General features: G+C 42.3%; 25 protein-coding genes. 21 read left to right on the plus strand and 4 right to left on the minus strand.

All coding sequences use genetic code 11. From position 1 onward, the window contains the following. Positions 1-50 precede the first annotated feature (50 nt). Positions 51-2,807 carry a M16 family metallopeptidase gene (locus NXS09_RS03905; RefSeq protein WP_259291239.1) on the plus strand — a complete coding sequence of 919 codons (2,757 nt, stop codon included), beginning with the start codon at positions 51-53 and terminating at the stop codon, positions 2,805-2,807. 98 nt (positions 2,808-2,905) lie between these two features. On the opposite strand, the gene NXS09_RS03910 is transcribed toward NXS09_RS03905, so the two are convergent. After that, positions 2,906-3,184 carry a helix-turn-helix domain-containing protein gene (locus NXS09_RS03910; protein WP_259291240.1) on the minus strand — a complete coding sequence of 93 codons (279 nt, stop codon included), beginning with the start codon at positions 3,182-3,184 and terminating at the stop codon, positions 2,906-2,908. Positions 3,185-3,351: 167 nt separating this feature from the next. Then, positions 3,352-3,933, minus strand: a complete 582-nt coding sequence (locus NXS09_RS03915) for a superoxide dismutase (protein WP_259291241.1) — start codon at positions 3,931-3,933, stop codon at positions 3,352-3,354. A gap of 225 nt (positions 3,934-4,158) precedes the next feature. Here NXS09_RS03915 and dnaB point away from each other — a divergent pair, with 225 nt between their 5' ends. From dnaB to NXS09_RS10850, 7 genes are all read left to right on the plus strand, one after another. Continuing rightward, the gene (gene dnaB / locus NXS09_RS03920; RefSeq protein ID WP_259291242.1) at positions 4,159-5,568 is read left to right on the plus strand and encodes a replicative DNA helicase; all 1,410 of its coding nucleotides are present in this window, start codon (positions 4,159-4,161) and stop codon (positions 5,566-5,568) included. Positions 5,569-5,783: 215 nt separating this feature from the next. Further along, positions 5,784-6,470 carry a pilus assembly FimT family protein gene (locus tag NXS09_RS03925; protein WP_259291243.1) on the plus strand — a complete coding sequence of 229 codons (687 nt, stop codon included), beginning with the start codon at positions 5,784-5,786 and terminating at the stop codon, positions 6,468-6,470. Between the two features lie 56 nt (positions 6,471-6,526). Further along, entirely contained in the window at positions 6,527-7,246 is a 720-nt protein-coding gene (gene pilV, locus NXS09_RS03930; RefSeq protein WP_259291244.1) for a type IV pilus modification protein PilV, read from the plus strand. Between the two features lie 2 nt (positions 7,247-7,248). After that, positions 7,249-8,244 (plus strand): PilW family protein, encoded by a 996-nt coding sequence (locus tag NXS09_RS03935; RefSeq protein ID WP_259291245.1) that lies wholly within the window; start codon positions 7,249-7,251, stop codon positions 8,242-8,244. Next, positions 8,223-8,774 carry a pilus assembly PilX family protein gene (locus tag NXS09_RS03940; protein ID WP_259291246.1) on the plus strand — a complete coding sequence of 184 codons (552 nt, stop codon included), beginning with the start codon at positions 8,223-8,225 and terminating at the stop codon, positions 8,772-8,774. The genes NXS09_RS03935 and NXS09_RS03940 overlap by 22 nt, the downstream gene beginning before the upstream one ends. A 12-nt stretch (positions 8,775-8,786) precedes the next feature. Further along, entirely contained in the window at positions 8,787-9,245 is a 459-nt protein-coding gene (locus NXS09_RS03950) for a PilX family type IV pilin (protein WP_289623063.1), read from the plus strand. A gap of 146 nt (positions 9,246-9,391) precedes the next feature. Continuing rightward, complete coding sequence (locus tag NXS09_RS10850) at positions 9,392-9,865, plus strand: IS3 family transposase (RefSeq protein ID WP_434803003.1); 474 nt, start codon at positions 9,392-9,394, stop codon at positions 9,863-9,865. A gap of 183 nt (positions 9,866-10,048) precedes the next feature. Here the strand turns inward: NXS09_RS10850 and NXS09_RS03965 are convergent, their stop codons facing one another. Both NXS09_RS03965 and NXS09_RS03970 read right to left on the minus strand, forming a co-directional pair. Then, entirely contained in the window at positions 10,049-10,705 is a 657-nt protein-coding gene (locus tag NXS09_RS03965) for a response regulator (protein ID WP_259291247.1), read from the minus strand. Continuing rightward, entirely contained in the window at positions 10,702-12,525 is a 1,824-nt protein-coding gene (locus NXS09_RS03970) for a type IV pili methyl-accepting chemotaxis transducer N-terminal domain-containing protein (RefSeq protein ID WP_259291248.1), read from the minus strand. Before NXS09_RS03970 ends, NXS09_RS03965 begins: the two co-directional genes overlap by 4 nt. A 494-nt stretch (positions 12,526-13,019) precedes the next feature. Between NXS09_RS03970 and queC the strand changes: the two genes are divergently transcribed. The 13 genes from queC (at position 13,020) to azu (ending at position 24,968) form a co-directional block, all read left to right on the plus strand. Then, positions 13,020-13,685 carry a 7-cyano-7-deazaguanine synthase QueC gene (gene queC, locus NXS09_RS03975; RefSeq protein ID WP_259291249.1) on the plus strand — a complete coding sequence of 222 codons (666 nt, stop codon included), beginning with the start codon at positions 13,020-13,022 and terminating at the stop codon, positions 13,683-13,685. Positions 13,686-13,821: 136 nt separating this feature from the next. Further along, a complete protein-coding gene (gene queD, locus NXS09_RS03980) occupies positions 13,822-14,250 on the plus strand; it encodes a 6-carboxytetrahydropterin synthase QueD (protein ID WP_259291250.1) in 429 nt (142 codons plus the stop codon). A 121-nt stretch (positions 14,251-14,371) separates the two neighbouring features. Continuing rightward, on the plus strand, positions 14,372-15,544 hold the full coding sequence (gene zapE / locus NXS09_RS03985) for a cell division protein ZapE (protein WP_434803004.1): 1,173 nt from the start codon (positions 14,372-14,374) through the stop codon (positions 15,542-15,544). A gap of 75 nt (positions 15,545-15,619) precedes the next feature. Beyond that, positions 15,620-16,045: a nucleoside-diphosphate kinase gene (gene ndk, locus NXS09_RS03990; protein WP_259291251.1), complete on the plus strand. Its 426-nt coding sequence runs from the start codon at positions 15,620-15,622 to the stop codon at positions 16,043-16,045. A gap of 126 nt (positions 16,046-16,171) precedes the next feature. Then, positions 16,172-17,272, plus strand: coding sequence for a dual-specificity RNA methyltransferase RlmN (rlmN, locus tag NXS09_RS03995; RefSeq protein ID WP_259291252.1), 1,101 nt, complete (start codon positions 16,172-16,174; stop codon positions 17,270-17,272). Next, positions 17,269-18,036 (plus strand): type IV pilus biogenesis/stability protein PilW, encoded by a 768-nt coding sequence (gene pilW / locus NXS09_RS04000; protein ID WP_259291253.1) that lies wholly within the window; start codon positions 17,269-17,271, stop codon positions 18,034-18,036. Before rlmN ends, pilW begins: the two co-directional genes overlap by 4 nt. Further along, positions 18,036-18,929 (plus strand): RodZ domain-containing protein, encoded by an 894-nt coding sequence (locus tag NXS09_RS04005; protein WP_259291254.1) that lies wholly within the window; start codon positions 18,036-18,038, stop codon positions 18,927-18,929. Before pilW ends, NXS09_RS04005 begins: the two co-directional genes overlap by 1 nt. Next, positions 18,929-20,200: a flavodoxin-dependent (E)-4-hydroxy-3-methylbut-2-enyl-diphosphate synthase gene (ispG, locus tag NXS09_RS04010; RefSeq protein WP_259291255.1), complete on the plus strand. Its 1,272-nt coding sequence runs from the start codon at positions 18,929-18,931 to the stop codon at positions 20,198-20,200. The genes NXS09_RS04005 and ispG overlap by 1 nt, the downstream gene beginning before the upstream one ends. Before the next feature lie 88 nt (positions 20,201-20,288). Continuing rightward, on the plus strand, positions 20,289-20,690 hold the full coding sequence (locus NXS09_RS04015) for a hypothetical protein (RefSeq protein WP_259291256.1): 402 nt from the start codon (positions 20,289-20,291) through the stop codon (positions 20,688-20,690). 33 nt (positions 20,691-20,723) lie between these two features. Then, the gene (gene hisS, locus NXS09_RS04020; protein ID WP_259291257.1) at positions 20,724-22,019 is read left to right on the plus strand and encodes a histidine--tRNA ligase; all 1,296 of its coding nucleotides are present in this window, start codon (positions 20,724-20,726) and stop codon (positions 22,017-22,019) included. Further along, the gene (locus NXS09_RS04025; protein ID WP_259291258.1) at positions 22,020-22,646 is read left to right on the plus strand and encodes a YfgM family protein; all 627 of its coding nucleotides are present in this window, start codon (positions 22,020-22,022) and stop codon (positions 22,644-22,646) included. Between the two features lie 102 nt (positions 22,647-22,748). Beyond that, the gene (der, locus tag NXS09_RS04030; protein WP_259291259.1) at positions 22,749-24,206 is read left to right on the plus strand and encodes a ribosome biogenesis GTPase Der; all 1,458 of its coding nucleotides are present in this window, start codon (positions 22,749-22,751) and stop codon (positions 24,204-24,206) included. A 201-nt stretch (positions 24,207-24,407) separates the two neighbouring features. After that, entirely contained in the window at positions 24,408-24,968 is a 561-nt protein-coding gene (azu, locus tag NXS09_RS04035) for an azurin (protein WP_259291260.1), read from the plus strand. Positions 24,969-24,992 lie beyond the last annotated feature (24 nt).

The following is a 24,992-nucleotide window of genomic DNA, read 5'->3' on the forward strand; positions in this document are numbered from 1 at the left end:
CCGTTTATCTATTTGAACGGGCAGAATATCACCAAACACATTACTCATTTATGTTATTGATACGCTTTTTATTGCTTGGCTTAGCCCTGCTTTTTTCTATTGCCGTGCAAGCTGCACGGCCTGAATACCTTGAAGGCCGATTGGATAATGGCTTGGTCTATCATATCTTTAACGTACCTTCTGCCGGCCGGCAGTTGGTATTACGTTTACAGGTGAATGTCGGTGCGGCAGATGAAGAAGACGGTGAAGAGGGCATAGCGCATATTACCGAGCATATGGTTTTTCAAAGCTCTGAAGCCTTTCCAAAAGGATTGAGCAGCCATTTGAGTACGGACGGTTGGCAAATGGGGCGCCATTTTAATGCCCAAACAGGCTACCGCTACACGCGTTATCTGTTGATTCCGCCCAAAGGGCGCAAACAGCTGGATGAAGCTTTGGCTGTTTATAAACAAATACTTTCACCACAAACTTTTTCAGAGCGTGATTGGGCGAAAGAGCAGCAGGTTATTTTTGCCGAGTGGCGTCAGCAACAGACATTGCAAGACCGCCTCAATAGGCAATATGATGCATTGCTGCATCAAGGTGCGCGCAGTGCCCGTTATGCTCCGATTGGTAGGCTGGCAGCTATTAAACAGGCTAAGACAGATACGGCCAACCGTTTTCATCATAAATGGTATGGTAGCAATAACGCCGTTTTAGTTGTTATCGGCGATCTTAATCTTAAAAAAACAGCCGCTGCTATTGAAGAGGCTTTAGGCCGTCTGAATCCGGTGGTTTTGCCGCAACGGAATCCGGCGGAGTATGAGCCCAAGCTGTCTACTGGTGAGCATAAGAGCTATGTAAAAGATAAAGACAATGCCGAGAGTAAACTTGCATTGGTTTACCGTTTCGACAATGCTTTGTCTCAAAGCAATGATTTGCAAGGGTATTATCACCGCTTGTTGGATAATTTCGCTGCTTACATGCTTCATCAACGTATTCAAGCCAGTGGTGAACCTGTGTCGATGAAAGCAGGGAATATCGGCAGCCATACCGGATCATTGAGTTTGCATACGGAGCCGGTGCCGGGTGATTATGAGGCAGGGTTGGCGTTGTTGAAAAACTTGGTCGAAACCATCAAACAACAGCCGGTAACGGCTGAGGAAACGGCAGCCTACCGTAAAACGCTTTATAACCATTTGCTTGCTGCTAGTGATTTGCCGGACGATTTAATTGCAACGGTGAAATTGGCGGAAGAGTCGGTTTTGGCAGGCTATCCGGCGCCTACTAAAGAGGTGCGTGCAGCCGAACGCAGCCAGCTTTACCGTATTGACGCAGCTGCGGTAAATAAACGTATTTCAGAGTGGCTGACTGCTGCTGATAGCCTAGTGATTATTCAAGCACCCGAAGGTGTGCCTGAGAAGTTGCCTAATCCTCATCTTGCCGAGCAACCTGCCGTGCCTAAAGGGCAGAGTTCGGATAAGAAAGCCATGCCCGTATTAGTGGAAAATAGTGTTGCTACACCTAAAACCATACAACCTTCTACGCAGGCATTTGCTTTTCCTATTCACAATGGAACAGGACGGGTTGTTTCGGAAAGTTATGATAATGACAATAAGGTAACTTATTTGAATTTAAATAACGGCGACCAAGTTGTGTTATTGCAAAAAGATGTAGCCGGTGGGCAGGTTTATTTTAAAGCCGTGTCAGATATCGGTTATTTACAGGCCGGAGATACTGCATGGCAGGCGCAGTTGGCAGGGGATGTGGTTTCCGTTTCGGCACCCGAAGGCGCAAGCGATGCGGTTTTCAAACGATGGCAACGCCAGCACGGTATCGAATACCGATATCAATTAACGCACGATAGCCAAATAACCGATGCCCGTGTCGCACAAGCTGAATTGGTTTCATTGTTACAGCTATATCGACAAAAACAAACGGCACCAACCGCCAAACACTGGCATGATGAAGTGGAAAGTGCAGCGGTACGGTTACCAATTTATTTACGTTCGGTACCGGGTAGGCAAGAATTGGAGTTGGAGCTTTTGCGTTATGGCAAACCGGAGAATAGAGCGCAGAGTAGTAGTGACATCCGTTCGCTAACGGCTCAAGATTTAATCAAACAATGGCGGCAGTTGGTGTCTAAGCCGGTACGCTATTATATTGTCAGCAATATGCCGTCTGAAAAAATCAAACCGTTGCTGGTGCAATATCTTGCTGATATACCACGTCAAGATATTGTTAACAGCCATAGAAATTTATTGAAAGGCACAACATTACGCCGTGCGGCGATCAACGATACCCATAGCACCGATATTAACGCATGGTCGTGGCAGCCTTTTTATGATTGGACACCGGATACGTCGGAGCAAATCCCGCTTTTGGTAAATCTGGCCAATGCCCGTTTAAAAGAAGCTTTGCGCCGCCGTAGTCAGAGTACTTATAGCGTAAAATTTGCAGCGATGCCTAAGCAGTCTTATAACAGGGTGGAAAGCAATTTATTTTTCAGCACAATCCCTGAAAAAGCATCGGAAGCTTGGGAACAGGCACAGCAAATATTACAAAGCTTGCCTGAAAATATTACCAAGGCGGAAGCCGATAATCTGCAAAGACTGTTTATCGAGCAGGAAGCTAAACGCCAGAAAGATCCTAAAGTTTGGTTAGAACGCTTAGCGGCCAGCCATAAACATTATGGCGATGCACGTTATTTAAGTCGTTTGCCGCAGCTGCACCGCACCATTATCCAAACACGCTTGCGTCAAACTGCAAAATTATTGTGGTCGTCCCAGAATGCCAGGGTATTGTTGGTGGATCCGGCTAATCCATAAAAGATTGATGGATTGTTTGGTAAAGTAAATGAATAAGGCCGTCTGAAATGGTTTTCAGACGGCCTTTACTAAATTTGTATATGAGAAAAATGGTTTTTTTACGAAACAGTCATATTCAAACGTGTCTGAGGGGGAAGTAACAGCTGATAAGCCGGAACACCTAATGCAGAAGCCATTTTTTCAATATTAGATAAGGCAATATTCCAACGTTTGCGCTCTACTGCAGAAACATAAGTCCGATCAAGGCCGCATTGTCGAGCCAGCTCTTCTTGCGACCATCCTTTGTTGACACGGAATAAGCGCATGTTGTAAGCCAGTACGGCGCGTAAATCGGTTTCGTCGGGCAATTCGGTCGGCGCGGTTAGTTTGTTGCTCATGCTTTATCCTTTGGGCTCGGTATCGGGCAATTTTACAGTAAATAGCGGGAAAAATAATAGGTGATGAAGTGAATTGATTAGCTTGATAAGGCTGAATACAAAAAACAGCACCCCTAAAATAGCGGTGCTGTTTTGTAGTATCAGGCAATGATTACCTGATTATGTCATTAAGCTGCAAAACGTTTGGCAACTTCATCCCAGTTAACGATTTCCCAGAAACCTTTCAGGTAGTTGGGGCGGCTGTTACGGTAGTCGATGTAATAAGCATGCTCCCATACATCGCAAGTTAACAAAGGTGTGTTCTCGGTGGTCAAAGGTGTTCCCGCGTTAGAAGTAGATACCAGATCCAATTCGCCGGCAGGGGTTTTTACCAACCAAGCCCAACCTGAACCGAAAGTACCGGCCGCGCAAGCGTTAAAGGCTTCTTGGAACTTCTCGAAGCTGCCCCATTTTGCATCAATGGCGGCTGCCAATTCGCCGGAAGGTTTGCCTTGGCCTTTAGGTGTGAAACCCATCCAATAGAAAGTATGGTTCCAAGTTTGAGCCGCATTGTTAAAGAGGCCGCCTGAAGATTTTTTCACGATATCTTCCAATGGGGCATCTTCAAATTCGGTATCTTTGATTTGGTTGTTTAAGTTGTTGATGTAGGTTTGGTGGTGTTTGCCATAGTGATATTCTAAAGTTTCTTGAGAAATATGTGGCTCCAAACCGTTTAATTCATAAGGTAGTTGGGGGAGTTTGTGTTCCATTTAAAGCACTCCTGTTGTGTTTTTTTGGTTAATGGTAATGGTTTACCGTGTGCTGATTGTTTACTTTTTTTCTGCTACACGGGTTGGACGCATCTTAAAAATAAAGACTAAAATTTAAGATGCGTTATGCAATTTTACCCGTTCCTCTTTTAAAAGACCAATAAAACTTATGTTCGGCTATAATGCCCGCTCTGTAAGAACAAAGCCTGCTGAGAAGGATATACCATGAATGACTATACCGATATGATGCCGTCTGAAGACCATGAAGTCAGTGCATTGTCACTGCCGCCACACTCTATGGAGGCGGAGCAATCGGTATTGGGTGGGCTTTTGTTGGAAAATGCCGCATGGGACAGAATCGCAGATGTGGTCGGCACGGAAGACTTTTATCGTCATGAACACCGTGTGATTTTCCGTAGTATTTCGGCGCTGATTAATGAAAGTCGGCCTGCTGATGTGATTACCGTGCAAGAAGCTTTGGAGCGGAATGAAGAGCTTGAAGCAGCCGGTGGGTTTAACTATCTGATTACTTTAGCACAAAATACGCCTTCGGCAGCCAATATACGGCGGTATGCGGAAATTGTGCGTGAGCGCTCAATTATGCGGCAATTGGCGGAAGTGGGTACGGAAATTGCCCGTAGTGCCTATAATCCGCAAGGCCGTGATGCAGGGCAATTATTGGATGAAGCGGAAAATAAGGTATTCCAAATTGCCGAGAGTACGGCAAAATCGAAGCAGGGTTTTTTGGAAATGCCGGTTTTATTAAAGGAAGTGGTAGAGCGTATCGATATGCTCTATTCGCGTGATAATCCTGATGAAGTGACTGGCGTCGCTACCGGTTTTATCGATTTGGATAAGAAAACCTCAGGTTTGCAACCGGGCGATCTGATTATCGTAGCAGGTCGGCCTTCAATGGGTAAAACCGCTTTTTCGATTAATATTGCCGAGCATGTGGCGATTGAATCCAAATTGCCGGTTGCCGTATTTTCTATGGAGATGGGCGGCGCACAGCTGGTCATGCGTATGCTTGGGTCGGTTGGTCGGTTGGACCAGCATATTTTAAAAACGGGCCGCTTGGAGGACGAACATTGGGGCCGTCTGAATGAAGCAGTGGTTAAATTATCCGATGCGCCGATGTTTATCGATGAAACGCCGGGATTGACCGCACTGGAATTACGCGCCCGTGCCCGCCGTCTTGCCCGTCAGTTTGGCGGTAAGTTGGGCTTGATTGTGATTGACTATTTACAACTGATGTCCGGCTCGGGACGTAGCGACAACCGTGCTTCTGAATTGGGTGAAATTTCACGTTCGCTTAAAGCATTGGCTAAAGAATTACAGGTTCCGGTGATTGCTTTATCGCAATTGAGCCGTACAGTTGAACAACGTACCGACAAACGTCCGATGATGTCCGATTTGCGTGAATCAGGGGCGATTGAGCAAGATGCTGATTTGATTATGTTTATGTATCGGGATGAATACTATAACGCCGAAACCCAGTTTAAAGGGTTGGCCGAGTGTATTATCGGTAAGCACCGTAACGGCCCGACCGGAAAAGTCTTTTTAACCTTCATCGGCCAATTTACCAAATTTGAAAATGCAGCCTATATTCCCGATGCCGCAATGATGGAAGATTGATACAGATTATGGTTGATTCATAGGCTTTCTTCATATTTTATTAGGTATGCCATCGCGTTATCGTTTACAATATAAAACCAAATTAAACAAAATTGCCAAATATCAGGCAGTACAAATACCGTCTTTCGGGCGGACGTCCTTGAAAACTCCAATAAGGGCAGGCCGTCTGAAACGATTGAAAACACATTACCCGAATAACGTTATCAGGCAAACTTATGCGTTTAAAAAATCAAGGTTTTACATTAACCGAATTACTGATTGTCATCGCTATTGTAGCGATTATGGCAACTATTGCCCTTCCCAATATGAGCGATTGGATAGCCTCACGCCGTACGGCGAGTAGGGCTGAACATATCGTCAATCTTTTACGCTTTGCCCGTAGCGAAGCCGTCCGTTTAAATGTTCCCGTTTACGTTTGTCCTGTTGCCATTAGAAAAGACGGCAATCCGGATAGATATTGTGATGCCGACCAAGCAGGCGAAGGCCTTGCAGCATTTGCCGACAATAATAAAGATGGCAGCTATTCGCGTGAAGATGATACGAATTTGCGCACAGTGATTTTGAATATGAAGGATCAAGAGCGGGTAAGTTATCAATTTGAAACCTATGATTTTAACTATGATAAAACAGGAAATAATAAAGTATGGGGTTTCCTGCCCAATGGTATGTTTGGTCACGCCGAAAGTGCAGGCGATAAGCTGAGCATGGCCAGTGGTTTCGTTAAGATTTCTTTAACAGATAGTGCGGCTCAAAACGAGCGTACTAAAAAATCTCGTTCCCGCATCGTATGGTTAGACAGTAGCGGTAGGGTAAACGAATGTTCGGGGAATTCAACAGCGAACGATACCGATAATAATAACAATGTAGCTGCCATGTTGTGTGAATATAAAACAGCTGAATAGCATATCAAGGCAGTGAACTTCTTGATTAACTAATAAAAAAGATTAAAGAAATGAAGATGTGTAACTATAAAATAATTCATAACAGTCGGGGCGGTTTGAAAATAAAACAAAGTGGTATGACTTTATTGGAAGTATTGGTCGCCATGTTTGTTTTGGCTGTAGGGGTGTTGGCTTTATTGGCAACACAACTCAGAACCGTATCTAGTGTTCGCGAAGCAGAAAGTCAAACCATTGTTGCTCAAGCAGTTCAGAATTTAACAGAGGGGATGATGATCAATCCGACTTTATGTAGCAAAGATGATAAAGACAGAAAAGAGTGTGCAGGTATAGTAAACGACGATACGCCCGAAGGATGGGTGATTAAAAGTTATGATAATAACAATATTATAGTGGATAAAGCCGTTAGCTATTTTTTTTCTAATCCCACAAAAGTAGGTAATGGTGGAATTAAAAATTGGTCAAGATCAGATAGTGATGGAACTATATTGAATAAACGGGATATATTGGAAGACCAATTAGGCAGATTTGAAAATACCTTATTGGCTGCATTGCCGAATACCGATATTTATTACATTATTTGTGTGGATAATACTGGGAATGATATGACAACTACTAATGGCAATTGTTCAGGTACTAGGGGAAAGGATCCGATGGTGATTAAAGTGATTTGGGAAACGGATGTTGAAAAAGCAGAAGAAAATACTTCTTCTTTACAAACCAATCAGCAAAATAACAAGAAAATTACCTATACCTATCAAGCGCAGTTGACGGAATAATAATGAAAACAAATAACAATAATTTTTACATTACGGCGGCATCAAAACCTAAAGGTTTCAGCCTGATAGAATTTGCAGTAGCCAGCCTGTTAAGTATGATTGTATTAATGGCAGTGAGTAAAGGTTATTTTACTGCACGACAATTGAATACGGCGGCGAGCGAGCGGCTTATTGTACAACAAGATTTGCGCAATGCTGCCAATATGATTGTTCGCGATGCCCGTATGGCTGGAAATTTTGGCTGCTTTAATATGATGGCCGAAACAGAGATAGTTCCAAAAACAGTCGGCGGGAAAAGTATGGCAACCGTCCAAGCCAAAGTAGGAGGGCGGAGGATTATAGATAATAATGCTACAACTGCCGCCTCAGATGCATTTAAGTTGATTAACGATAGTAATAATCTGCTTGCCATCCGTTCTATTTCCCGTAGCAATTTTAGTCCTTCAGGCTTCAATCCCGGATCTGATGCTTTGATTTTTATGTATGGTACGGGTAATGGGCGTATCGGTGGATTGGATAATGAAGTCGATGATGGTGCACCTTTGATTTTTAGTTCTTGCGATGCTTTGGTTCGGCCGGCTGATGACACAATGCCGACGGATAATACGGTTAGAAATGCTTTAGGTGCCTCTGCTGATGACAGTGAAATTACAGTAATGAATTATATTGTTAATGCTTATGTTACCGGCAACATCAACGGGCAGCAGGGTTTATATCGCTTTCAATTAACAAATGATAATAATTGGGGAAATCCCCAGCTTTTGGTAAAAGATATTACTGATGCGAGATTGAAGTATCTCTATATTGATAACTGTCCCGAAGAAGTGGTGCCAGAGAGTGCTGATAGCTTTGAGAAGTTCGAATATTCCGATAGTTTATCCAGAATGCCAGCATTAGTGCGTATGACTTTTAGCGGTGGTGTTCAAGATGCAAACCAAATTTATACTATTGATGCTGCTGTCAGGGGAGGCAATACATGCGCAAACCGTACCCTATAAATTTTATGCATAAATCATCTCAAAAAGGTTTCTCACTTTTTATCGTGTTGATGGTAATGATTGTGGTGGCTTTTTTTGTGGTGAGTGTTACACAATCTTATAATACCGAGCAGCGTATCAGTACCAATGACGCCGACCGTAAATTTGCTTCCGCGCTGGCTGAAGCGGCATTGCGTCAAGGTGAGCGTAGAATTGCTGGTTTTTACGGAAAAATCATTACGTTTAGCCAAAATTGCCAAGATGGGCTTTGCTCTTCGGCGGGGGATGAACCAAAGAATATTGGTGATATTCGTATAGAAGCAGACACTTCGGGAGAGGTTGCTTGGCAACGGTCTTGTGGTTCGCAAACCTGTTTGGAATTGAATGGTGGTGAGTTGAGTAATTCTGGGGTTAGAAGAAATCCTCGTTATATTATCGAATATATCAGTACGCAGGAAGATAGTTCGTTGATATACCGGGTAACAGCCAAGGCTTGGGGTAAAAACGCCAATACGACTGTAACACTTCAATCTTATGTGGCGGCAAACTGAGAGGGTACTTTAATGAAAATATCTTTAAAGCAAAGAGGCTTCTCTCTAATAGAAATGATGATTGTGGTGGCCATTATCGGTATTTTGGCAACTATTGCATATCCTTCTTATATGGATTACATCGAGCGAGGACGTTTAATGAATGCACATGCCGAACTGGTGGATATCAATAATGCAATAAAAGTAAAACGTATTAAAGAGCCTTCAAAATTACGAAATGAGACTGAATTAAAGGGGTTTCTTACAGCATTTTCCGTTGACCAGGATGTTTTATCAAAATATGATGTTTCCATCGCTATGCCGGATGCTAAAAGTAGTATCGGATATAATTTAGTCGCGGTACCTAAATCATCATCAGGTTATACAATGGCAGTCTGGATGGAAAGTACGGGTGATGCTTATAAATGTGAGGACGTCGCTTCTGCTAAAAGATTTAGCATTAATGGTAAATGTAAAAAAATCGGCACATAAAATTTACTGTTGAACTAACATAAATAGGTTTTATTTTTTTATATAAAAAAGATATTAATATTTTATCAAATTAAAAAGGCCGTTTGAATAATTGAATTGCACCCCAAAAGTTGGCCCCCTCCAACCCATTAAGGTGCAGTTTTCTTATGCGCAAATATACATTAGACTTTAAATACCAAGCCGTACAATATTACCGGCGCGTACGCAGCCAACAGCGTACTGCCGATCACTTTAATATTTCCCGTACCTATTTACGCTGCTGGATAGCCGCATACAACCAAGGCGGCATCCGCGCACTGGAACATCCGCAGGCCATTGTGACCGTCAAACGCAAAAATCCCTTTATCGTCGATAAACCCGACCACGAAAAAACACAAGCGGAACTGATCGAAGAGTTACGCTATATGCGGGCAGAGAACGACTATCTAAATACACCGATGAAAAGCTTCTTTGCGATACTGAAGACGGAATGCTTTTACCAAGAAGGCAGACTTTCGACAACAGAGCCGATGCAGACAATAGACGACTATATCCGGTACTACAATCATGATAGATGTAGTTTGAAATTGAAAAAGCTGAGTCCTGTGGCATACAGAACCCAGCTCGAAAAGGCAGCCTGAAAAGGCTTTTATGTTTGTCCAAGATTTGGGGGACAGTTCAAAATTCAGACGGCCTTTTTAATTTTATTGCAAGATATAAGGTTATTCTAAAAATATTTTTAATTATATGAAATAGCTATTTATATTTTAACAATAGTTATATAACATCACGAATTTCAATTTATAACAAATTTATATCAACTGTTATTGAGGTTGGGGTACATTGTGCTGTACTGCATACACGGCTGCTTGAACGCGGCTGGTTAGTTCAAGTTTCCTTAAGATGCTTTGTACATGAACTTTTATTGTAGATTCAGCCAAATCAAGTTTACGGGCAATAATTTTATTGCTATGTCCTGCTGCCAAATGTCCGAGAATTTCCATTTCACGAGGGGTAAGTGTGTCTAATGTATTTGTTACGGGTGGTTTGTTGGGATGGATTAATGATTGTACTAACCGGGCAGTCATTTCAGGCGAGAAAACATTATCACCGTTAGCCGCTTTTTTAATGGCATCTACTAAAAATTCGGCATTAATATTTTTTAGTAAGAAACCGCGCGCACCTAATCGCATACATTCGGTTAAATCTTCACCATCTTCGGATACGGTAAGCATAATGACAATCTGTTCGGGATTGCTGCTAAAAATCTGTTCTAATGCTTCGCGTCCATCCATCGTCGGCATATCCAAATCCAGAAGTACAACATTAGGATGTAATTGCTCAACTAGCTTTACGCCGCTCAGTCCGTCTGCAGCTTCGCCGATTACCTCAAATTCATTTTGACGTGCCAGAAGGGCTTTTATGCCGCTTCTGAATAAGGTGTGGTCATCTATCAATACGATACTGATTTTATCATTCATATTAAAATTCTCTCTTGTTTAGGAAGGATTAGGGATATTTTGGTGTATTGATTTGGTTGGGAATCTAATTTTAATTGTGCATGAATACGCCGTGCCCGCTCTTGCATAATCTGGAGTCCGACATGATTTTCGGGTAATGCTTTTAGTGAAATGGTATCAAATCCCTTGCCATTATCGGTAATGGCCATGATAAAGTCGTTTCGGTTGTCAAAAGTTAAGCAAACTTTGGTGGCCTGTGCATGTTTGCGGATGTTGGATAGGCTTTCTTGTAGGATAAAAATAAATTGAAGCTGCTGCTCACTGCTTAAGTTTGGACCGTCTCCATGCCATTCTATCTGCACGCTGGTTTGTGTTTGTTGCTCGAAACGTTCTACTAAAATATGTACCGCATCGGCAAATTCTTTTCGGCTGATTTTGGTGCGGAAGTTGAGTAGTAATTCTCTAACATCTTCATAACATTCTTGTACGCCGCTTTTAATAAATTGAAGGTTTTCGGATATCTGTTCCTGATTTTGGGTAGTTAATGCACTTTCCAGCATTTGAACCTGTAGATTTAAAAATGTGAGCGTTTGGGCGATACTGTCGTGTAGCCCTTGTGCGATAAGGTTACGCTCTTGTAAAACCGCTAGTTGGCGGCTTTCATCAGCCAGACGAATATTAGTCAGTACCAGACCTAATAAGTTGCATAAAGCGCTCATTAAACCGGTGGTGTTGGTTGTGAACGTATATTCCTGATTGAAATACAAAGTCATGACACCTAGATCTTGTTGGTTGTATCGTATTTTAAAGATTTCCAGATAATGAAAACCTGATTTTTCGCATTCGGTAACAGGGTGTGGCGGTTTACCTTCATTGCTGAGGTAAATCGGCTGCCAGTTGTTCTGTTTTACACGCTGGCCACAAAAACAATCTTCTAATTTTTGACAGGCCTCGGCATTTTGCAGGTTGTCCGGTAAACCGTGGTGGGCGATTAAATCTATACGGCGGCGTTTGGTGTCAATCAGGCGTATGCTGCCGGCTTGTGCCGGTATCAGCCGCATAATTCTTTCTAGAAACATATTGCCTGCTTCTGCTGCTGTTTGTGTTTGGTTCAGTAAGCGTGAAAAGGAATAAAGTGTTTTTAATGTATAGTTTTTTTCAGCTAAATCATGAGTTTTTTTAATAACTTCGTCTTCGAGATTGGAATAAAGTTGTTGTAAACGGCTGCTCATCTGGTTGAAACCGCGATCCAGTTGGGCAAATTCCGTTAATTTATTGATGGGCACCTGTATGCCGAGTTTACCGTCATGAATATTCTGTACCCCCTCTTGTAGTTCGTCTAAAGGGCGGATGATCCACAGATACAGTAAAACCACCATCACGCTGGCTCCGATGAGCACCATAGCGATCAGACCACTTTGGAAAAGGCGTAGCCAGTATGTGTAGCGGGTATTAACAGCCTCTATTGCTAAAACTAAACTATCAATCGATGTAACAAAATTTTGTAGGTGTGTTTCATCAAAAGTTGTTTGTTGTTGAAGGGATATTTGCAGTGCCGGTTTGATTTGTTGGTGCCAATGATATTTTAATTCGGCCATCTGCTGTAGTACTTCAGGGGTGCCGGGTAGAAATAAAGGTCTTGCAGGGTCACCTATTTCCAGGTTGTTTAATGTGGTATCGAATTCTTGGATTTTATGTGCTACTTCCTCTTCGGGGTAGTGCCTGCTCAATAATAGCCCCAGCCGGTAGCTTTGCATTCGCAAGCTGCCTGCATCATTGATAGCTGCGCCGCCACCTTCTAATCGCCATGACAATAATAGGGTAAAAATAATAGAAGCCATTGCTATCGTTACCCATAGTATGGTGAGAAATTTTAGTCGTGATGATAAGCTTTTAGGAAATAATTTAGGCAATAGAAATACTCCTTACCAAAATAGAGAATAAAGCACAATGGTCATACCTATTTATTACTATGAAACATTTTAATTGAATATGGAATAAACAAAGTGAATTATCTAACTAATACTTTATAAGTATAGATTTGATTTCATAATGATTTATAAGTTTAAAAAACATAGGGAATATCAAATTAAAAATATTAGGCCGTCTGAAAAATTCAGGCACTCTTTAATTTAACGATGAATAAATTATTCAAAAATAGAAAGGCAAAGCAAGGAAAATTTATTTCTAAGTGGACGTCTAATTCCGCATATTAAAATCAAAGGTGTTTCAACCGGAAACTTATTGTGTGTAGAAAATAAGTTATAATCCGTATCTTTATTTGTCATTCACCGCGGTTCGAAATCCTCCCGCGATATCAAAACTAGGAACATAAATGTTATCTCAAAAAGCACTGGTCATTTTTTCAGGTGGCCAAGATTCTACGACTTGCCTACTTCAGGCGATTCATACTTATGGGCGTGAAAACGTTCAAACTATTACATTCGAATACGGACAGCGTCATGCTATTGAATTAGAACGTGCACGTTGGATTGCGGCAGATTTGGGTGTGCCGCAAACAGTATTAAATTTGAATCTGATCCAACATATTACACACAATGCACTAATGGACAATGCTGCTGATATTCAGACGGCCGCAGACGGTATGCCGAATACTTTTGTAGACGGGCGTAATGCATTGTTTTTACTTTATGCGGCTATTTATGCCAGAAGCCAAAATATTAAAAATATTATTATTGGTGTTTGTGAAACCGATTTTTCAGGCTATCCCGATTGTCGGGATATCTTTATTAAATCGATGAATGTCACTTTGAATTTGGCGATGAACGATTCATTTCAAATCCATACGCCTTTGATGTATCTGACCAAAGCGCAAACATGGGCGCTTGCCGATGAGATGGGCTATTTAGACTATATCCGTGAAAAAACCCATACCTGTTACTATGGTGTTGAAGGCGGTTGTGGCGAATGCCCGAGCTGTATATTGCGGGAGCGTGGATTGGCTGAATATTTGGCAAGCAAAAACCATATTTCTGTCTAATGATGCCTTATCGGGTAATAAGCTGTTTTATGATATAAATCATTGTAATTTATGATTAAAATATTCAGACGGCCTTTGAAATATAGATGGTTGGTATCAAACCAATCAGAAGCACTTACACACTACTAAGAAAAATATGAAAATTACCAAAATATTCACATTTGATTCATCCCATATGCTTGACGGGCACGACGGAAAATGTAAAAACCTGCACGGGCATACTTATAAACTCGAAGTCACAGTTTCAGACGGCCTGATAAGCGGTGGGGCTAAAGATGGTATGGTGATGGATTTTTCTGATTTAAAAACCATTGTTAAACAAGAAATTATTGATCCGTTTGACCATGCGTTTATTTATCACGGCGGTAATGAACGTGAAAGTAAAATTGCCTCGTTGCTGGAAAGTTGGCAAATGAAAACCATGAGATTGGATATCCGTACGACAGCGGAAAATATGGCGATGTATATGTATGGCCGTCTGAAAGTAGCAGGATTGCCGGTATCCGGTATTAAATTATGGGAAACACCCACATCATGCGCCGAGTTTGAAATATCGGTATCATAGTGCACGAATGGTATCCTGATAAATCCATATGTGCTTGATTTATGTATACAGTATGATTAACTGGGCTGCGATTTGGTTCTTAAATTGATTAACGATATAATGGCAACCTTATTTTACTCAAATGGTTATGATGAATAATAATACAGAAAACCGGTTTGTTCCGCCTGATTTCAGCAATCACAGTCCGCTCACTTGGTATCAGGCAGCAGCAGAGCAGCCTGCATTTATCCGCGACCCGGCACAAGCCAAAGCTATTGAATACCTTGATAGGCTTTGGACCGAGTTGATGATGTTTAAGCGTAAACGTAACCGTTTTTTAGGCCGTAGTTTGCGTTCCCCCCAGTTGCCGAAAGGCTTGTATTTTTATGGCGGTGTCGGAAGGGGCAAAAGCTTTTTGATGGATGTTTTTTACGGTTGTTTGCCTTACCGACGCAAACGCCGTGTCCATTTCCATGCGTTTATGGCAGAAGTGCATCAGCGGATGAAAGCCTTGAAAAGCGAACCGAATCCTTTAAAAGCAGTAGCAGCCGAAATAGCACAAGAAACACGGGTTTTGTGTTTTGATGAGTTTCATGTGAGCGATATTGCCGATGCTATGATTTTAGGCCGTTTGTTGGAAAATCTGTTTGATGCCGGTGTGGTTTTGGTGGCAACGTCCAACTATGCACCTTCCGAATTGTATCCGCAGGGGCAAAATCGCAGCAGCTTTCTACCAACCATTGCTTTAATTGAGGAAAAGTTAACAGTCTTAAATGTAGATGGCGGTGAAGATTATCGGTTAAGAACCTTAAATCATGCCGAAGTTTTTTATGTGCCGAACGATGAGGCAAACGAGCAAAAGCTGGCTGCATTATTTGCCCGTGTCGCGCATGATAAAAAACGTAATCCGCAACCGATCACCATTAATGGGCGTGAGATATTGTGTAATGCCCACGATGATAAGGCTATTTGGTTTGATTTTCGTGCCTTATGCTTCGGGCCGCGTTCGCAGGCAGATTATCTTTATTTGGCCGAGCATTATCAGATGGTTTTTGTGTCGGGTATTGAGAAATTAAGCGAAGCGGAAAGGGCGGAGGCCCGTCGGTTAACTTGGCTGATAGATGTTCTTTATGATTATCGTGTGAAGTTTTGTGCGACTAGCCAGGTACCCGCCGAAGATATTTATTTGGAAGGTGATTTTGCCAATGAATTTGTCCGTACAGTTAGCCGTATGGTAGAAATGCAGTCGGAAGAATATTTGGCGCTACCACATCTTACCTTGGGTGAAAATAATAAAAAAAATGACGGTATTTAACAAAATATTCAGGGTTTTTGTTAGAATGTATGCCCCTGATTTTATAAATCAATAAAAAATTAAAGGAAACTATTTATGGCTATCGAACGCACTATTTCTATTATCAAACCCGATGCGGTTGCAAAAAATGTTATCGGTCAGATTTATACCCGTTTTGAAAATAACGGATTACGCATTATTGCTGCTAAAATGAAACATCTGACTACAGAAGAAGCGCAGGGTTTTTATGCTGTGCACAAAGAGCGTCCTTTCTTTGCCGATTTGGTTTCTTTTATGACCAGCGGACCGGTTATGATTCAAGTATTGGAAGGCGAGAATGCCGTAGCCAAAAACCGTGAGTTAATGGGTGCAACCAACCCGAAAGAAGCCGCTGCCGGTACAATTCGTGCCGACTTTGCAGATTCTATCGATGCCAATGCCGTACATGGTTCGGATAGTTTGGAAAATGCAGAAAAAGAAATTGCTTTCTTCTTTGATAACAGTGAAATTTGCGCCCGCTAATAAGCATATGGCATTGTTCTTCGGGCTGTCTGAACATTCAGACGGCCTGAAGGTTTTTAAATGACAGCTTTTGTTTAAAAGCTGAATAAATATATAAAGCTTTCATTTAAAAGCTTTCGAGAGAACATGAAAACGAATCTACTGAATTTTGATTTAAACGGTTTAACCGAACATTTTGCACAAATGGGCGAAAAGCCTTTCCGTGCCAAACAAGTGATGCGGTGGATGCATCAGTCGGGTGCGGCCGGTTTTGACGAAATGACCGACTTGGCCAAATCTTTGCGGGCAAAGTTAAATAACCAGGCCGTAGTAGCCGTGCCTGATTTATTGGTTTCGCAAGAGTCTTCGGACGGTACGCGTAAATGGTTGTTGGATGTCGGTACGGGTAATGGTGTGGAAACCGTGTTTATCCCTGAATCCGAACGGGGTACGTTGTGTATTTCTTCACAAGTGGGTTGTGCACTGGAATGCACGTTTTGCTCAACCGGCAGACAAGGGTTTAACCGCAACCTGACTGCGGCGGAAATTATCGGCCAGCTTTGGTGGGCCAATAAAGCTATGGGTGTGACGCCTAAAAACGAGCGGGTGATTTCCAATGTAGTGATGATGGGTATGGGTGAGCCGTTGGCTAACTTTGATAATGTGGTGACCGCATTAAGTATTATGTTGGATGATCATGGTTATGGGTTGTCGCGCCGTCGTGTAACGGTATCTACTTCAGGTATGGTTCCGCAAATGGATAGATTGAAAGAAGTGATGCCGGTGGCTTTGGCCGTATCGTTACACGCTTCAAATGATGCTGTGCGTGATCAAATTGTGCCGTTAAATAAAAAATATCCATTGAAAGAATTGATGGCGGCATGTCGTCGTTATTTGGAAAAAGCACCAAGGGATTTTGTTACATTTGAATATGTGATGCTTGATGGTGTTAATGATAAACTACAACATGCGCGGGAATTGGTAGAGTTGGTGCGTGATGTGCCGTGTAAGTTTAATTTAATTCCTTTTAATCCGTTTCCGAATTCCGGTTATAACCGTTCGCGTAATGAAAATATCCGTATATTCCGCGATGTTTTGCAACAGGCCGGCTTTGTCGTAACCGTTCGTAAAACCCGTGGTGATGATATCGATGCAGCTTGCGGTCAATTGGCCGGACAGGTTAAAGATAAAACACGCAGGCAGCAGAAATGGCAGCAAATTGTTTTGGAGCAAAGGGGGAATCTGTGAAATTAAAAACATTAGGTTTGGTATTGTCTTCAGCATTGGTGTTAAGTGCATGTGCCGGAGCGGGAGGAGCTCGCTCAAGTGCGCATGATAAAGCTGATCAGATTGCCAATATTAAAACGCAATTGGCTTTGGAATATATGAAAGCCAAAGATTACCGTCAGGCCGTCAATAGTATTGATGAAGCATTGGCGGCAAATTCAAAGAATGAAAATGCTTGGCTAATTCGTGCACAAATTTATCAATATCTGAAAGTTGCCGATAAAGCCGAGGAAAGTTTCCAAAGAGCATTGGCTATTCAGCCCGATAGTGCGGAAATCAATAATAATTACGGTTGGTTTTTGTGTAGCGTTCAGAATAGGCCGAATGAATCGATTCGGTATTTTGATAAGGCACTTTCCGACCCTACTTACCCTTCACCTTATATTGCTAATTTGAATAAAGGGATATGTAGTGCGAAGATGGGGCAGTATTCGCTATCCGAAGCATATTTTGAACGTGCATTGGCCGCGCAACCGCAGTTTTTCCCGGCATTAAAAGAAATGGCGCGAACAAAAATGTTGGCAGGCAATCTAAGTGATGCCGATTATTACTTCAGGCAGTATCAAAGTAAAATCGACTCATTGAGTGCCGATGATTTATTGTTGGGATGGCAGCTCTATAATGCTTTGGGTGATACGCAGGCTGCGTATGAGTATGAAGCTCAGCTGAGAGCTAATTATCCTTATTCCGAAGAATTGCAAACGATTACAACAGGACGCCTGTAATGACTGACAATCAAGCAACTGAACAACACACACAAAATAATGCTGCGATAGAGTTGGGAGAGAAATTAAGGAAAGAACGGGAGCGAAAAAAACATTCGATTGGCGAGGTGGCCGAGCGTTTGAAGCTTTCTGCACGCCAAATTGAAGGTTTGGAGAGTGGTAATTATGAAGATATGCCGGAATTAGTTTTTGTGCGTGGTTTTTTACGTACCTATGGCCGGTTTTTAGGTATAGACGATGAAGAAATGTCGTCCTATCTAGATAGAATAGTCCCTCAAAATCGTAGTAATGTTTATGCTGTCGATCGAAATGGCGGTTCATCATTTAATTATCAGCAAACCGAAGTCAAAAAATCATTTCCAAAGTGGATTTTCGGTGTATTAGTCTTGGTATTGATTGGCGGCGGCGTATATATTTGGCAAAGTAAATCTAATTTAGAATATGCCAAGCAAAATGATTCGACACCATCTGCCCAGTTAGAAAATGCATCGAATGCAGATTTGCAAGCAGGTAATATTTCCGTTGTGGCGATGAGTAGCGATGCCGTAGCGTCTGCCATTCTTAATCCTGATTCTACTCAAAATGCCTCAGGTGCTGCTTCGGCTGTGGCTCAAACTGCTTCGGCACCTGCCGAGGGTTCCGCGCCGGTTGCCGGCGAGTTGGTTGTTAAAGTTCGCTACCGTTCCAAATTGGTTATTAGAGATAAAGATGAGCAATTGGTGATTAATGAGATTGTTCCGGCTGGCAGCGAGCACCGCTTCCAAGGTGGAGCTCCTTATAATGTATGGATAGGTTACGCATTAGGTGCAACAGCTAATTATGGCGGGCAGGAAGTTGCCGTCCGGAAAAATATGGTGGGTAAAACCACTTCGTCATTTATTGTAGGTCAGTAATGAGTCATTCTACCCTGAAGCGCCGTCAAACCCATCAAGTACAGGTTGGCCATGTTATGGTCGGTTCCGAATCGCCCGTTGTGGTTCAATCTATGACCAATACCGATACGGCCGATGCCGTAGGTACGGCAGAACAAATCAAGGCGTTGAGTGATGCCGGTTCGGAAATTGTACGGATTACAGTCAACAGCCCCGAAGCGGCTTCTAAAGTTTCGGAAATCAGAAGTCGCTTAGATGATATGGGATGTTTGACGCCGCTTGTGGGCGATTTCCATTTTAATGGCGAAAAACTATTGAAAGAGTTTCCCGATTGTGCCAAAGCATTGGCAAAGTATCGTATTAATCCGGGTAATGTCGGTAAAGGTGTTAAGGGGGATGAAAAATTTGCCTATATGATTCGTACGGCGGCAGAGCATGATAAAGCAGTCCGTATCGGCGTGAACTGGGGATCTTTAGATCAAAGTTTGGCCAAGCGTATGATGGACGCCAATTTAACTTCCGCCAATCCTAAAGCGCCTGAAGAAGTGATGAAAGAGGCGTTGATTGTCTCGGCATTGGAGTCGGCTCAAAAAGCGGTAGACTTAGGATTGCCTGAAAATAAAATTATTTTGTCTTGTAAAGTGAGTTCGGTACAGGATTTGATTCAGGTATATCGTGATTTGGGCAGCCGTTGCCAATATCCCTTGCATCTTGGATTGACTGAGGCGGGTATGGGTAGTAAAGGCATTGTGGCTTCTACAGCGGCATTATCTGTTTTATTGCAAGAAGGTATCGGCGATACTATCCGTATTTCACTGACACCCGAACCGGGAAGCCCGAGAACTCAAGAAGTGGTGGTTGCCCAAGAAATTTTGCAGACTATGGGATTGCGTTCTTTTACGCCCTTAGTGACTGCATGTCCGGGCTGTGGTCGTACAACCAGCACGGTTTTTCAAGAATTGGCTAGAGATATTCAACATTATCTGCGCGATAAGATGATTGTATGGCGCACACAATATCCTGGTGTGGAATCTTTAAATGTGGCCGTGATGGGCTGTGTGGTGAATGGACCGGGTGAAAGTAAACTGGCCGATATCGGCATCAGCCTACCGGGTACGGGTGAGACGCCTGTCGCGCCGGTTTATGTGGATGGCGAGCGGAAAGTTACCCTGAAAGGGGATAATATGGCTACTGAATTCTTAGCTATTGTACAAGAGTATGTTGAAGCGAATTATGGTGCGGGTGGTAAGAAACGTAACGAGGCCAAAGTGATTCCGATTAGGTCTGCCTAACTGACTTTTTATCTACTGAAGTATTTCAGACGGCATAATGCCGATATATTGAGAAAAGACATTTTAAAGATAAAAGAAAAGGCAGAATATGGTTTCTGATTTGCGTGATTTATTGTTGCGTCTTTATCTGATAAATAATATTCAGGTGGAACATAAAGTCTTTATTTATACCTATCTGGGGGTGAGTGATATTGCGGCCAATCCGTTTCAGTTTGTTAGTGCGGATTTACTGGAACATGTTAAAAAAAGCGTGATTTTGCAAAATCTACCTTCGGGTGAAATGATTCAGGCTTTTATTTATCCGGTCGGACATTTGGGTCGTAAGCATGATTGGGCTGTTGAAAATATTATGCTGTATGGTAATAAAAACGGTGTATTGATATCAATTGATTTGGATAAAGAAAGTATCAGCCAGTCGGATAAATACAAACAATTTATCGGATTAACCACCAGCATGTTAAGACAGTTTATCAATGGCGGTATGATATAAACAGGCCGTCTGAAAAATTAAAGAACAATATATATGGGAACAAAAATCCAAGCCGTTAAAGGCATGAATGATTTGCTGCCGGTAGAGCAAAAAGATTTCAAATTAACAGCGTCTTTTTGGCAGGCATTTGAAGATACGGTCAGCCGTTGGGCGGGTCGCTTCGGTTATCAGCAAATTCGTACACCGATTGTCGAGCAAACCGGATTATTCGTGCGTTCAATTGGTGAAGAAACCGATGTGGTCGGCAAAGAAATGTATACCTTTGCCGATTCCAATGATAAGTTGAGTTTAAGTTTGCGCCCTGAAGGAACTGCATCTTGTTTGCGAGCGGTGGTCGAACATAATCTGCTTTATAACAATCCGCAAAAATTATGGTATATGGGGCCGATGTTCCGCCGTGAACGGCCGCAAAAAGGCCGTTATCGCCAATTTCATCAAGTCGGTATCGAAGCCTTAGGATTTGAAGGGCCGGATATTGATGCGGAAATTATTGCCATGTCGGCAGATTTATGGAAAGAATTGGGCATTCGTGATTATCTGACGCTCGAAATCAACAGCTTAGGTAACCGTGAGGAGCGTGCTGCACACCGTGCTGCATTGGTGGCTTATCTTAGCCGTTATGAGGATAAATTAGATGAAGACAGTAAACGCCGCCTTCATACCAACCCTTTGCGTGTATTAGACAGTAAAAACCCGGATTTGCAGGAAATTTGTAATGCCGCACCGCATTTAACTGATTATTTGGGTGAGGCATCCCGCGCACATTATCAGCAGTTCAAAGCCATGTTGGATGGCTTGAATATTGATTATATTGAGAACCCACGGTTGGTTCGCGGATTGGACTACTACAACCAAACCGTATTCGAATGGACGACAGATAAACTCGGCGCACAAGCAACGGTTTGCGGTGGCGGGCGGTATGACGGACTAATTGAAGAGCTAGGTGGAAAACCTGCACCATCAATCGGTTTTGCCATGGGTGTAGAGCGCTTGCTGTTGTTGGTGCGTGAGTACGGTAAATTGGCTTTTCAGACGGCCCCTGATATTTATGCCGTTCATCAGGGAGAGGGCGCGGCTTTGCAAGTGATGAAGTATGCGCAAGCACTCCGTTCAGATGGATGGCGGGTATTGCAACATTCGGGTTATCAAAGTTTGAAAACACAAATGAAAAAAGCCGATGCTAGTGGAGCACGCTTTGCATTAATTGTTGCACAAAGCGAGCTTTCAGACGGCACGGTTACATTAAAAGATATGTCGGGGCGGCATGCTCAGGTGACTGTTGATGCCGCTTTATTAAGTGATACTTTAGAACAATGGAAGAATAATTAAATGGCAGCACATATTGAAGAACAAGAAGAACTTGAGAACTTCAAATACTTTTGGAATAAATGGGGTCGTTGGCTGTTCGGTATATTGTTATTGGCGGCATTAGGCTATCTTGGTTATGTTTTCTACCAATCGCAACAGAATAAGCAAAATCAGGAAGCTGCTGGCGTATTGATTCAAATGGTAGAGAAAGAGCAGCAGTCAAAGAATGCCAATATCAATGCCGATTTACAAAATTTACAGCAAAACTATCCCGATAGTATTGCTGCAGCTCAGGCCACGTTAATGGCTGCTACCAAAGAATTTGATAATGGTAAATACGATATAGCGGCAGGCCATCTGAATTGGGTATTGAAAAATCAAAAATCCCCACCGGTTCAGGCTTTGGCCGTACAACGGTTGGCCGTTGTAAAACTGCAGCAAAATAAATTTGATGAAGCTTTAGCGGTTTTAGGAACCAAAGTTGATAAGGCATTCGAACCTTTATTGTTGGAAACCAAAGGTGATGTTTATGCTGCACAAGGTAAAAATAAAGAGGCCGTGCAAGCTTATGAGCAGGCTTTGGCACAAATGCCGGATGATGCTTTTAATCGGGAAAACATACAATTTAAAGCCGATCAATTGCAATAAGGCCGTCTGAATGATATCGAATACAGGCTTGCGGAAGAATCTTCTGCAAGCCCGTTGTATTTTAAGCGTACAATGCAGTAATTATATGAATAGAGTTATATTATGAAACCCACCATTGCCCTTGTTGGCCGTCCTAATGTCGGTAAGTCTACGTTATTTAACCGATTAACCCGTACCAAAGATGCTTTGGTTGCAGATTTACCCGGCTTGACTCGGGATCGCCATTACGGACAAGGTAAAGTCGGCAGTAAACCTTATTTGGTTGTAGATACAGGTGGTTTTGAGCCTGTTGTCGACAGCGGTATTCTACATGAGATGGCCAAGCATACTTTGCAGGCGATTGATGAAGCAGATGCCGTTGTGTTTTTAGTGGATGGTCGTAACGGTTTGACGCCGCAAGATAAAATTATTGCTGATAGACTTCGCCAAAGCCCAAGACCGGTTTATTTGGCTGTTAATAAAGGTGAGGGTGGCAATCGTGCGGTATTGGCAGCAGAATTTTATGAGTTGGCTTTGGGTGAGCCCCATGTGATTTCAGGTGCGCATGGCGATGGTGTATATTATCTTATTGAAGAAGTCTTAGAGAATTTTCCCAATGCTGAAGACGATGAAGAACAACCCAAACATCCGGTTTTTTCCGTTATCGGGCGGCCGAATGTAGGGAAATCCACTCTGGTTAACGCTATTCTCGGAGAAGACCGTGTGATTGCCTTTGATATGGCCGGAACTACTCGAGATAGTATTCATATTGATTTCGAGCGTGATGGCAAGCCGTTTACGATCATTGATACTGCGGGGGTACGCCGTCGCGGTAAAGTGGAAGAAGCAGTAGAAAAGTTTTCGGTGATTAAAGCCATGCAAGCAGTTGAAGCATCTAATGTGGCTGTTTTGGTGTTGGATGCACAACAAGATATTGCAGATCAAGATGCGACTATTGCAGGTTTTGCGCTTGAAGCCGGTCGAGCTTTGGTGATTGCTGTCAATAAATGGGACGGTATCAGCGAAGAAAGACGTGAGCAAGTAAAACAGGATATTGCCCGTAAGTTGTATTTCCTTGATTTTGCTAAGTTCCATTATATTTCTGCGTTAAAAGAAAAAGGTATTGACGGTCTATTTGACAGTATTCAGGCCGCTTATGATGCAGCTATGATTAAAATGCCTACGCCTAAAATCACTCGTGTTTTACAGTCTGCAATAGAACGTCAGGCACCACCGCGCTCCGGATTGGTTAGGCCTAAAATGCGTTATGCCCATCAGGGTGGAATGAATCCGCCGGTGATTGTGATACATGGTAATTCATTGGGTGCAATTTCAGACAGTTATACCCGATATCTGACACAAACATTCCGTAAAGCATTTCATCTTCAAGGTACACCTTTGCGTATTCAATATAATGTTTCGGAAAATCCTTATGAGAAATCAACAGATAAACCGACTAAAAAACCGTTGCGTCGGGTGGCATTGAGCAATCGTATTGAAAAGCGGGAAGGAAGAAAAGAAGAAAAAAGCCGTTTTAAAAAGAAAACCAAGGTTAGTGTAAAAAAAATGCACAATAAATAGTGTTAATGTTTAGCTTAGCATAGATTTTACTGGCTGAATTACTAGTAGATAAAAACATCATGGCTATCTAAAATAGTCAAGATTGACATAATACAAATCTTTGTTCTAAAAAATACCTAATAGTGTATGGTGGCTTTAAAATATTACATTACTAAAGTATTTGGTTAAAAATTTTAAACAACCTGTATTCAGGAGTTATATATGAAAACTTATTTAGCCTTACTTTCTGCTGCTGTTTTAAGCTTGTCTGCATGCTCCCAAGAGTCTCCGGCGCCTTCTGAACAGCCTGCTGAAACTGCTGTTGAAGCATCTGCTGCTGTTGAAACAGATGATGTATCTTCTGCGCCGACACCTTCTGCGGATGCTCAAGATGTTGTATGTAATATGGTTGTTGAATCTGATGATGCAATGAGGTTTAATACCGATGAAATCAATATCAGTAAAGCATGTCAAGAGTATACGATTACTTTAAAACATGTTGGTAAAATACCCAAGGCCGCAATGGGGCACAATCTTGTAATTGCCAAAACCGAAGATGTTGATGGTATTGTGAAAGATGGTGCTGCCGCACAAATTGATAATGGTTATTTAAAAGTGGGAGATGAGCGTATTATTGCGGCAACTGAATTAATTGGTGGTGGTGAAGAAACAACTGTTACCGTTGATACCAGTAAATTAGCAAATGGTGAGAAATATGAATTTTTCTGTTCATTTCCAGGCCATATTGGCTTAATGCGTGGTACGGTTAATTTGGTAGATTAAAGATTTTAAAAGTGTGGATATAAA

Source organism: Neisseria montereyensis (assembly GCF_024834045.1).
GTDB lineage: Bacteria > Pseudomonadota > Gammaproteobacteria > Burkholderiales > Neisseriaceae > Neisseria > Neisseria montereyensis.

Coding starts and splice junctions, on each gene's coding strand:
- NXS09_RS03905 (WP_259291239.1), top strand. CDS start 51: ATGTTATTGATACGCTTTTTATTGCTTGGCTTAGCCCTGCTTTTTTCT.
- NXS09_RS03910 (WP_259291240.1), bottom strand. CDS start 3,184: ATGAGCAACAAACTAACCGCGCCGACCGAATTGCCCGACGAAACCGAT.
- NXS09_RS03915 (WP_259291241.1), bottom strand. CDS start 3,933: ATGGAACACAAACTCCCCCAACTACCTTATGAATTAAACGGTTTGGAG.
- dnaB (WP_259291242.1), top strand. CDS start 4,159: ATGAATGACTATACCGATATGATGCCGTCTGAAGACCATGAAGTCAGT.
- NXS09_RS03925 (WP_259291243.1), top strand. CDS start 5,784: ATGCGTTTAAAAAATCAAGGTTTTACATTAACCGAATTACTGATTGTC.
- pilV (WP_259291244.1), top strand. CDS start 6,527: ATGTGTAACTATAAAATAATTCATAACAGTCGGGGCGGTTTGAAAATA.
- NXS09_RS03935 (WP_259291245.1), top strand. CDS start 7,249: ATGAAAACAAATAACAATAATTTTTACATTACGGCGGCATCAAAACCT.
- NXS09_RS03940 (WP_259291246.1), top strand. CDS start 8,223: ATGCGCAAACCGTACCCTATAAATTTTATGCATAAATCATCTCAAAAA.
- NXS09_RS03950 (WP_289623063.1), top strand. CDS start 8,787: ATGAAAATATCTTTAAAGCAAAGAGGCTTCTCTCTAATAGAAATGATG.
- NXS09_RS10850 (WP_434803003.1), top strand. CDS start 9,392: ATGCGCAAATATACATTAGACTTTAAATACCAAGCCGTACAATATTAC.
- NXS09_RS03965 (WP_259291247.1), bottom strand. CDS start 10,705: ATGAATGATAAAATCAGTATCGTATTGATAGATGACCACACCTTATTC.
- NXS09_RS03970 (WP_259291248.1), bottom strand. CDS start 12,525: ATGGCTTCTATTATTTTTACCCTATTATTGTCATGGCGATTAGAAGGT.
- queC (WP_259291249.1), top strand. CDS start 13,020: ATGTTATCTCAAAAAGCACTGGTCATTTTTTCAGGTGGCCAAGATTCT.
- queD (WP_259291250.1), top strand. CDS start 13,822: ATGAAAATTACCAAAATATTCACATTTGATTCATCCCATATGCTTGAC.
- zapE (WP_434803004.1), top strand. CDS start 14,372: ATGGTTATGATGAATAATAATACAGAAAACCGGTTTGTTCCGCCTGAT.
- ndk (WP_259291251.1), top strand. CDS start 15,620: ATGGCTATCGAACGCACTATTTCTATTATCAAACCCGATGCGGTTGCA.
- rlmN (WP_259291252.1), top strand. CDS start 16,172: ATGAAAACGAATCTACTGAATTTTGATTTAAACGGTTTAACCGAACAT.
- NXS09_RS04005 (WP_259291254.1), top strand. CDS start 18,036: ATGACTGACAATCAAGCAACTGAACAACACACACAAAATAATGCTGCG.
- ispG (WP_259291255.1), top strand. CDS start 18,929: ATGAGTCATTCTACCCTGAAGCGCCGTCAAACCCATCAAGTACAGGTT.
- NXS09_RS04015 (WP_259291256.1), top strand. CDS start 20,289: ATGGTTTCTGATTTGCGTGATTTATTGTTGCGTCTTTATCTGATAAAT.
- hisS (WP_259291257.1), top strand. CDS start 20,724: ATGGGAACAAAAATCCAAGCCGTTAAAGGCATGAATGATTTGCTGCCG.
- NXS09_RS04025 (WP_259291258.1), top strand. CDS start 22,020: ATGGCAGCACATATTGAAGAACAAGAAGAACTTGAGAACTTCAAATAC.
- der (WP_259291259.1), top strand. CDS start 22,749: ATGAAACCCACCATTGCCCTTGTTGGCCGTCCTAATGTCGGTAAGTCT.
- azu (WP_259291260.1), top strand. CDS start 24,408: ATGAAAACTTATTTAGCCTTACTTTCTGCTGCTGTTTTAAGCTTGTCT.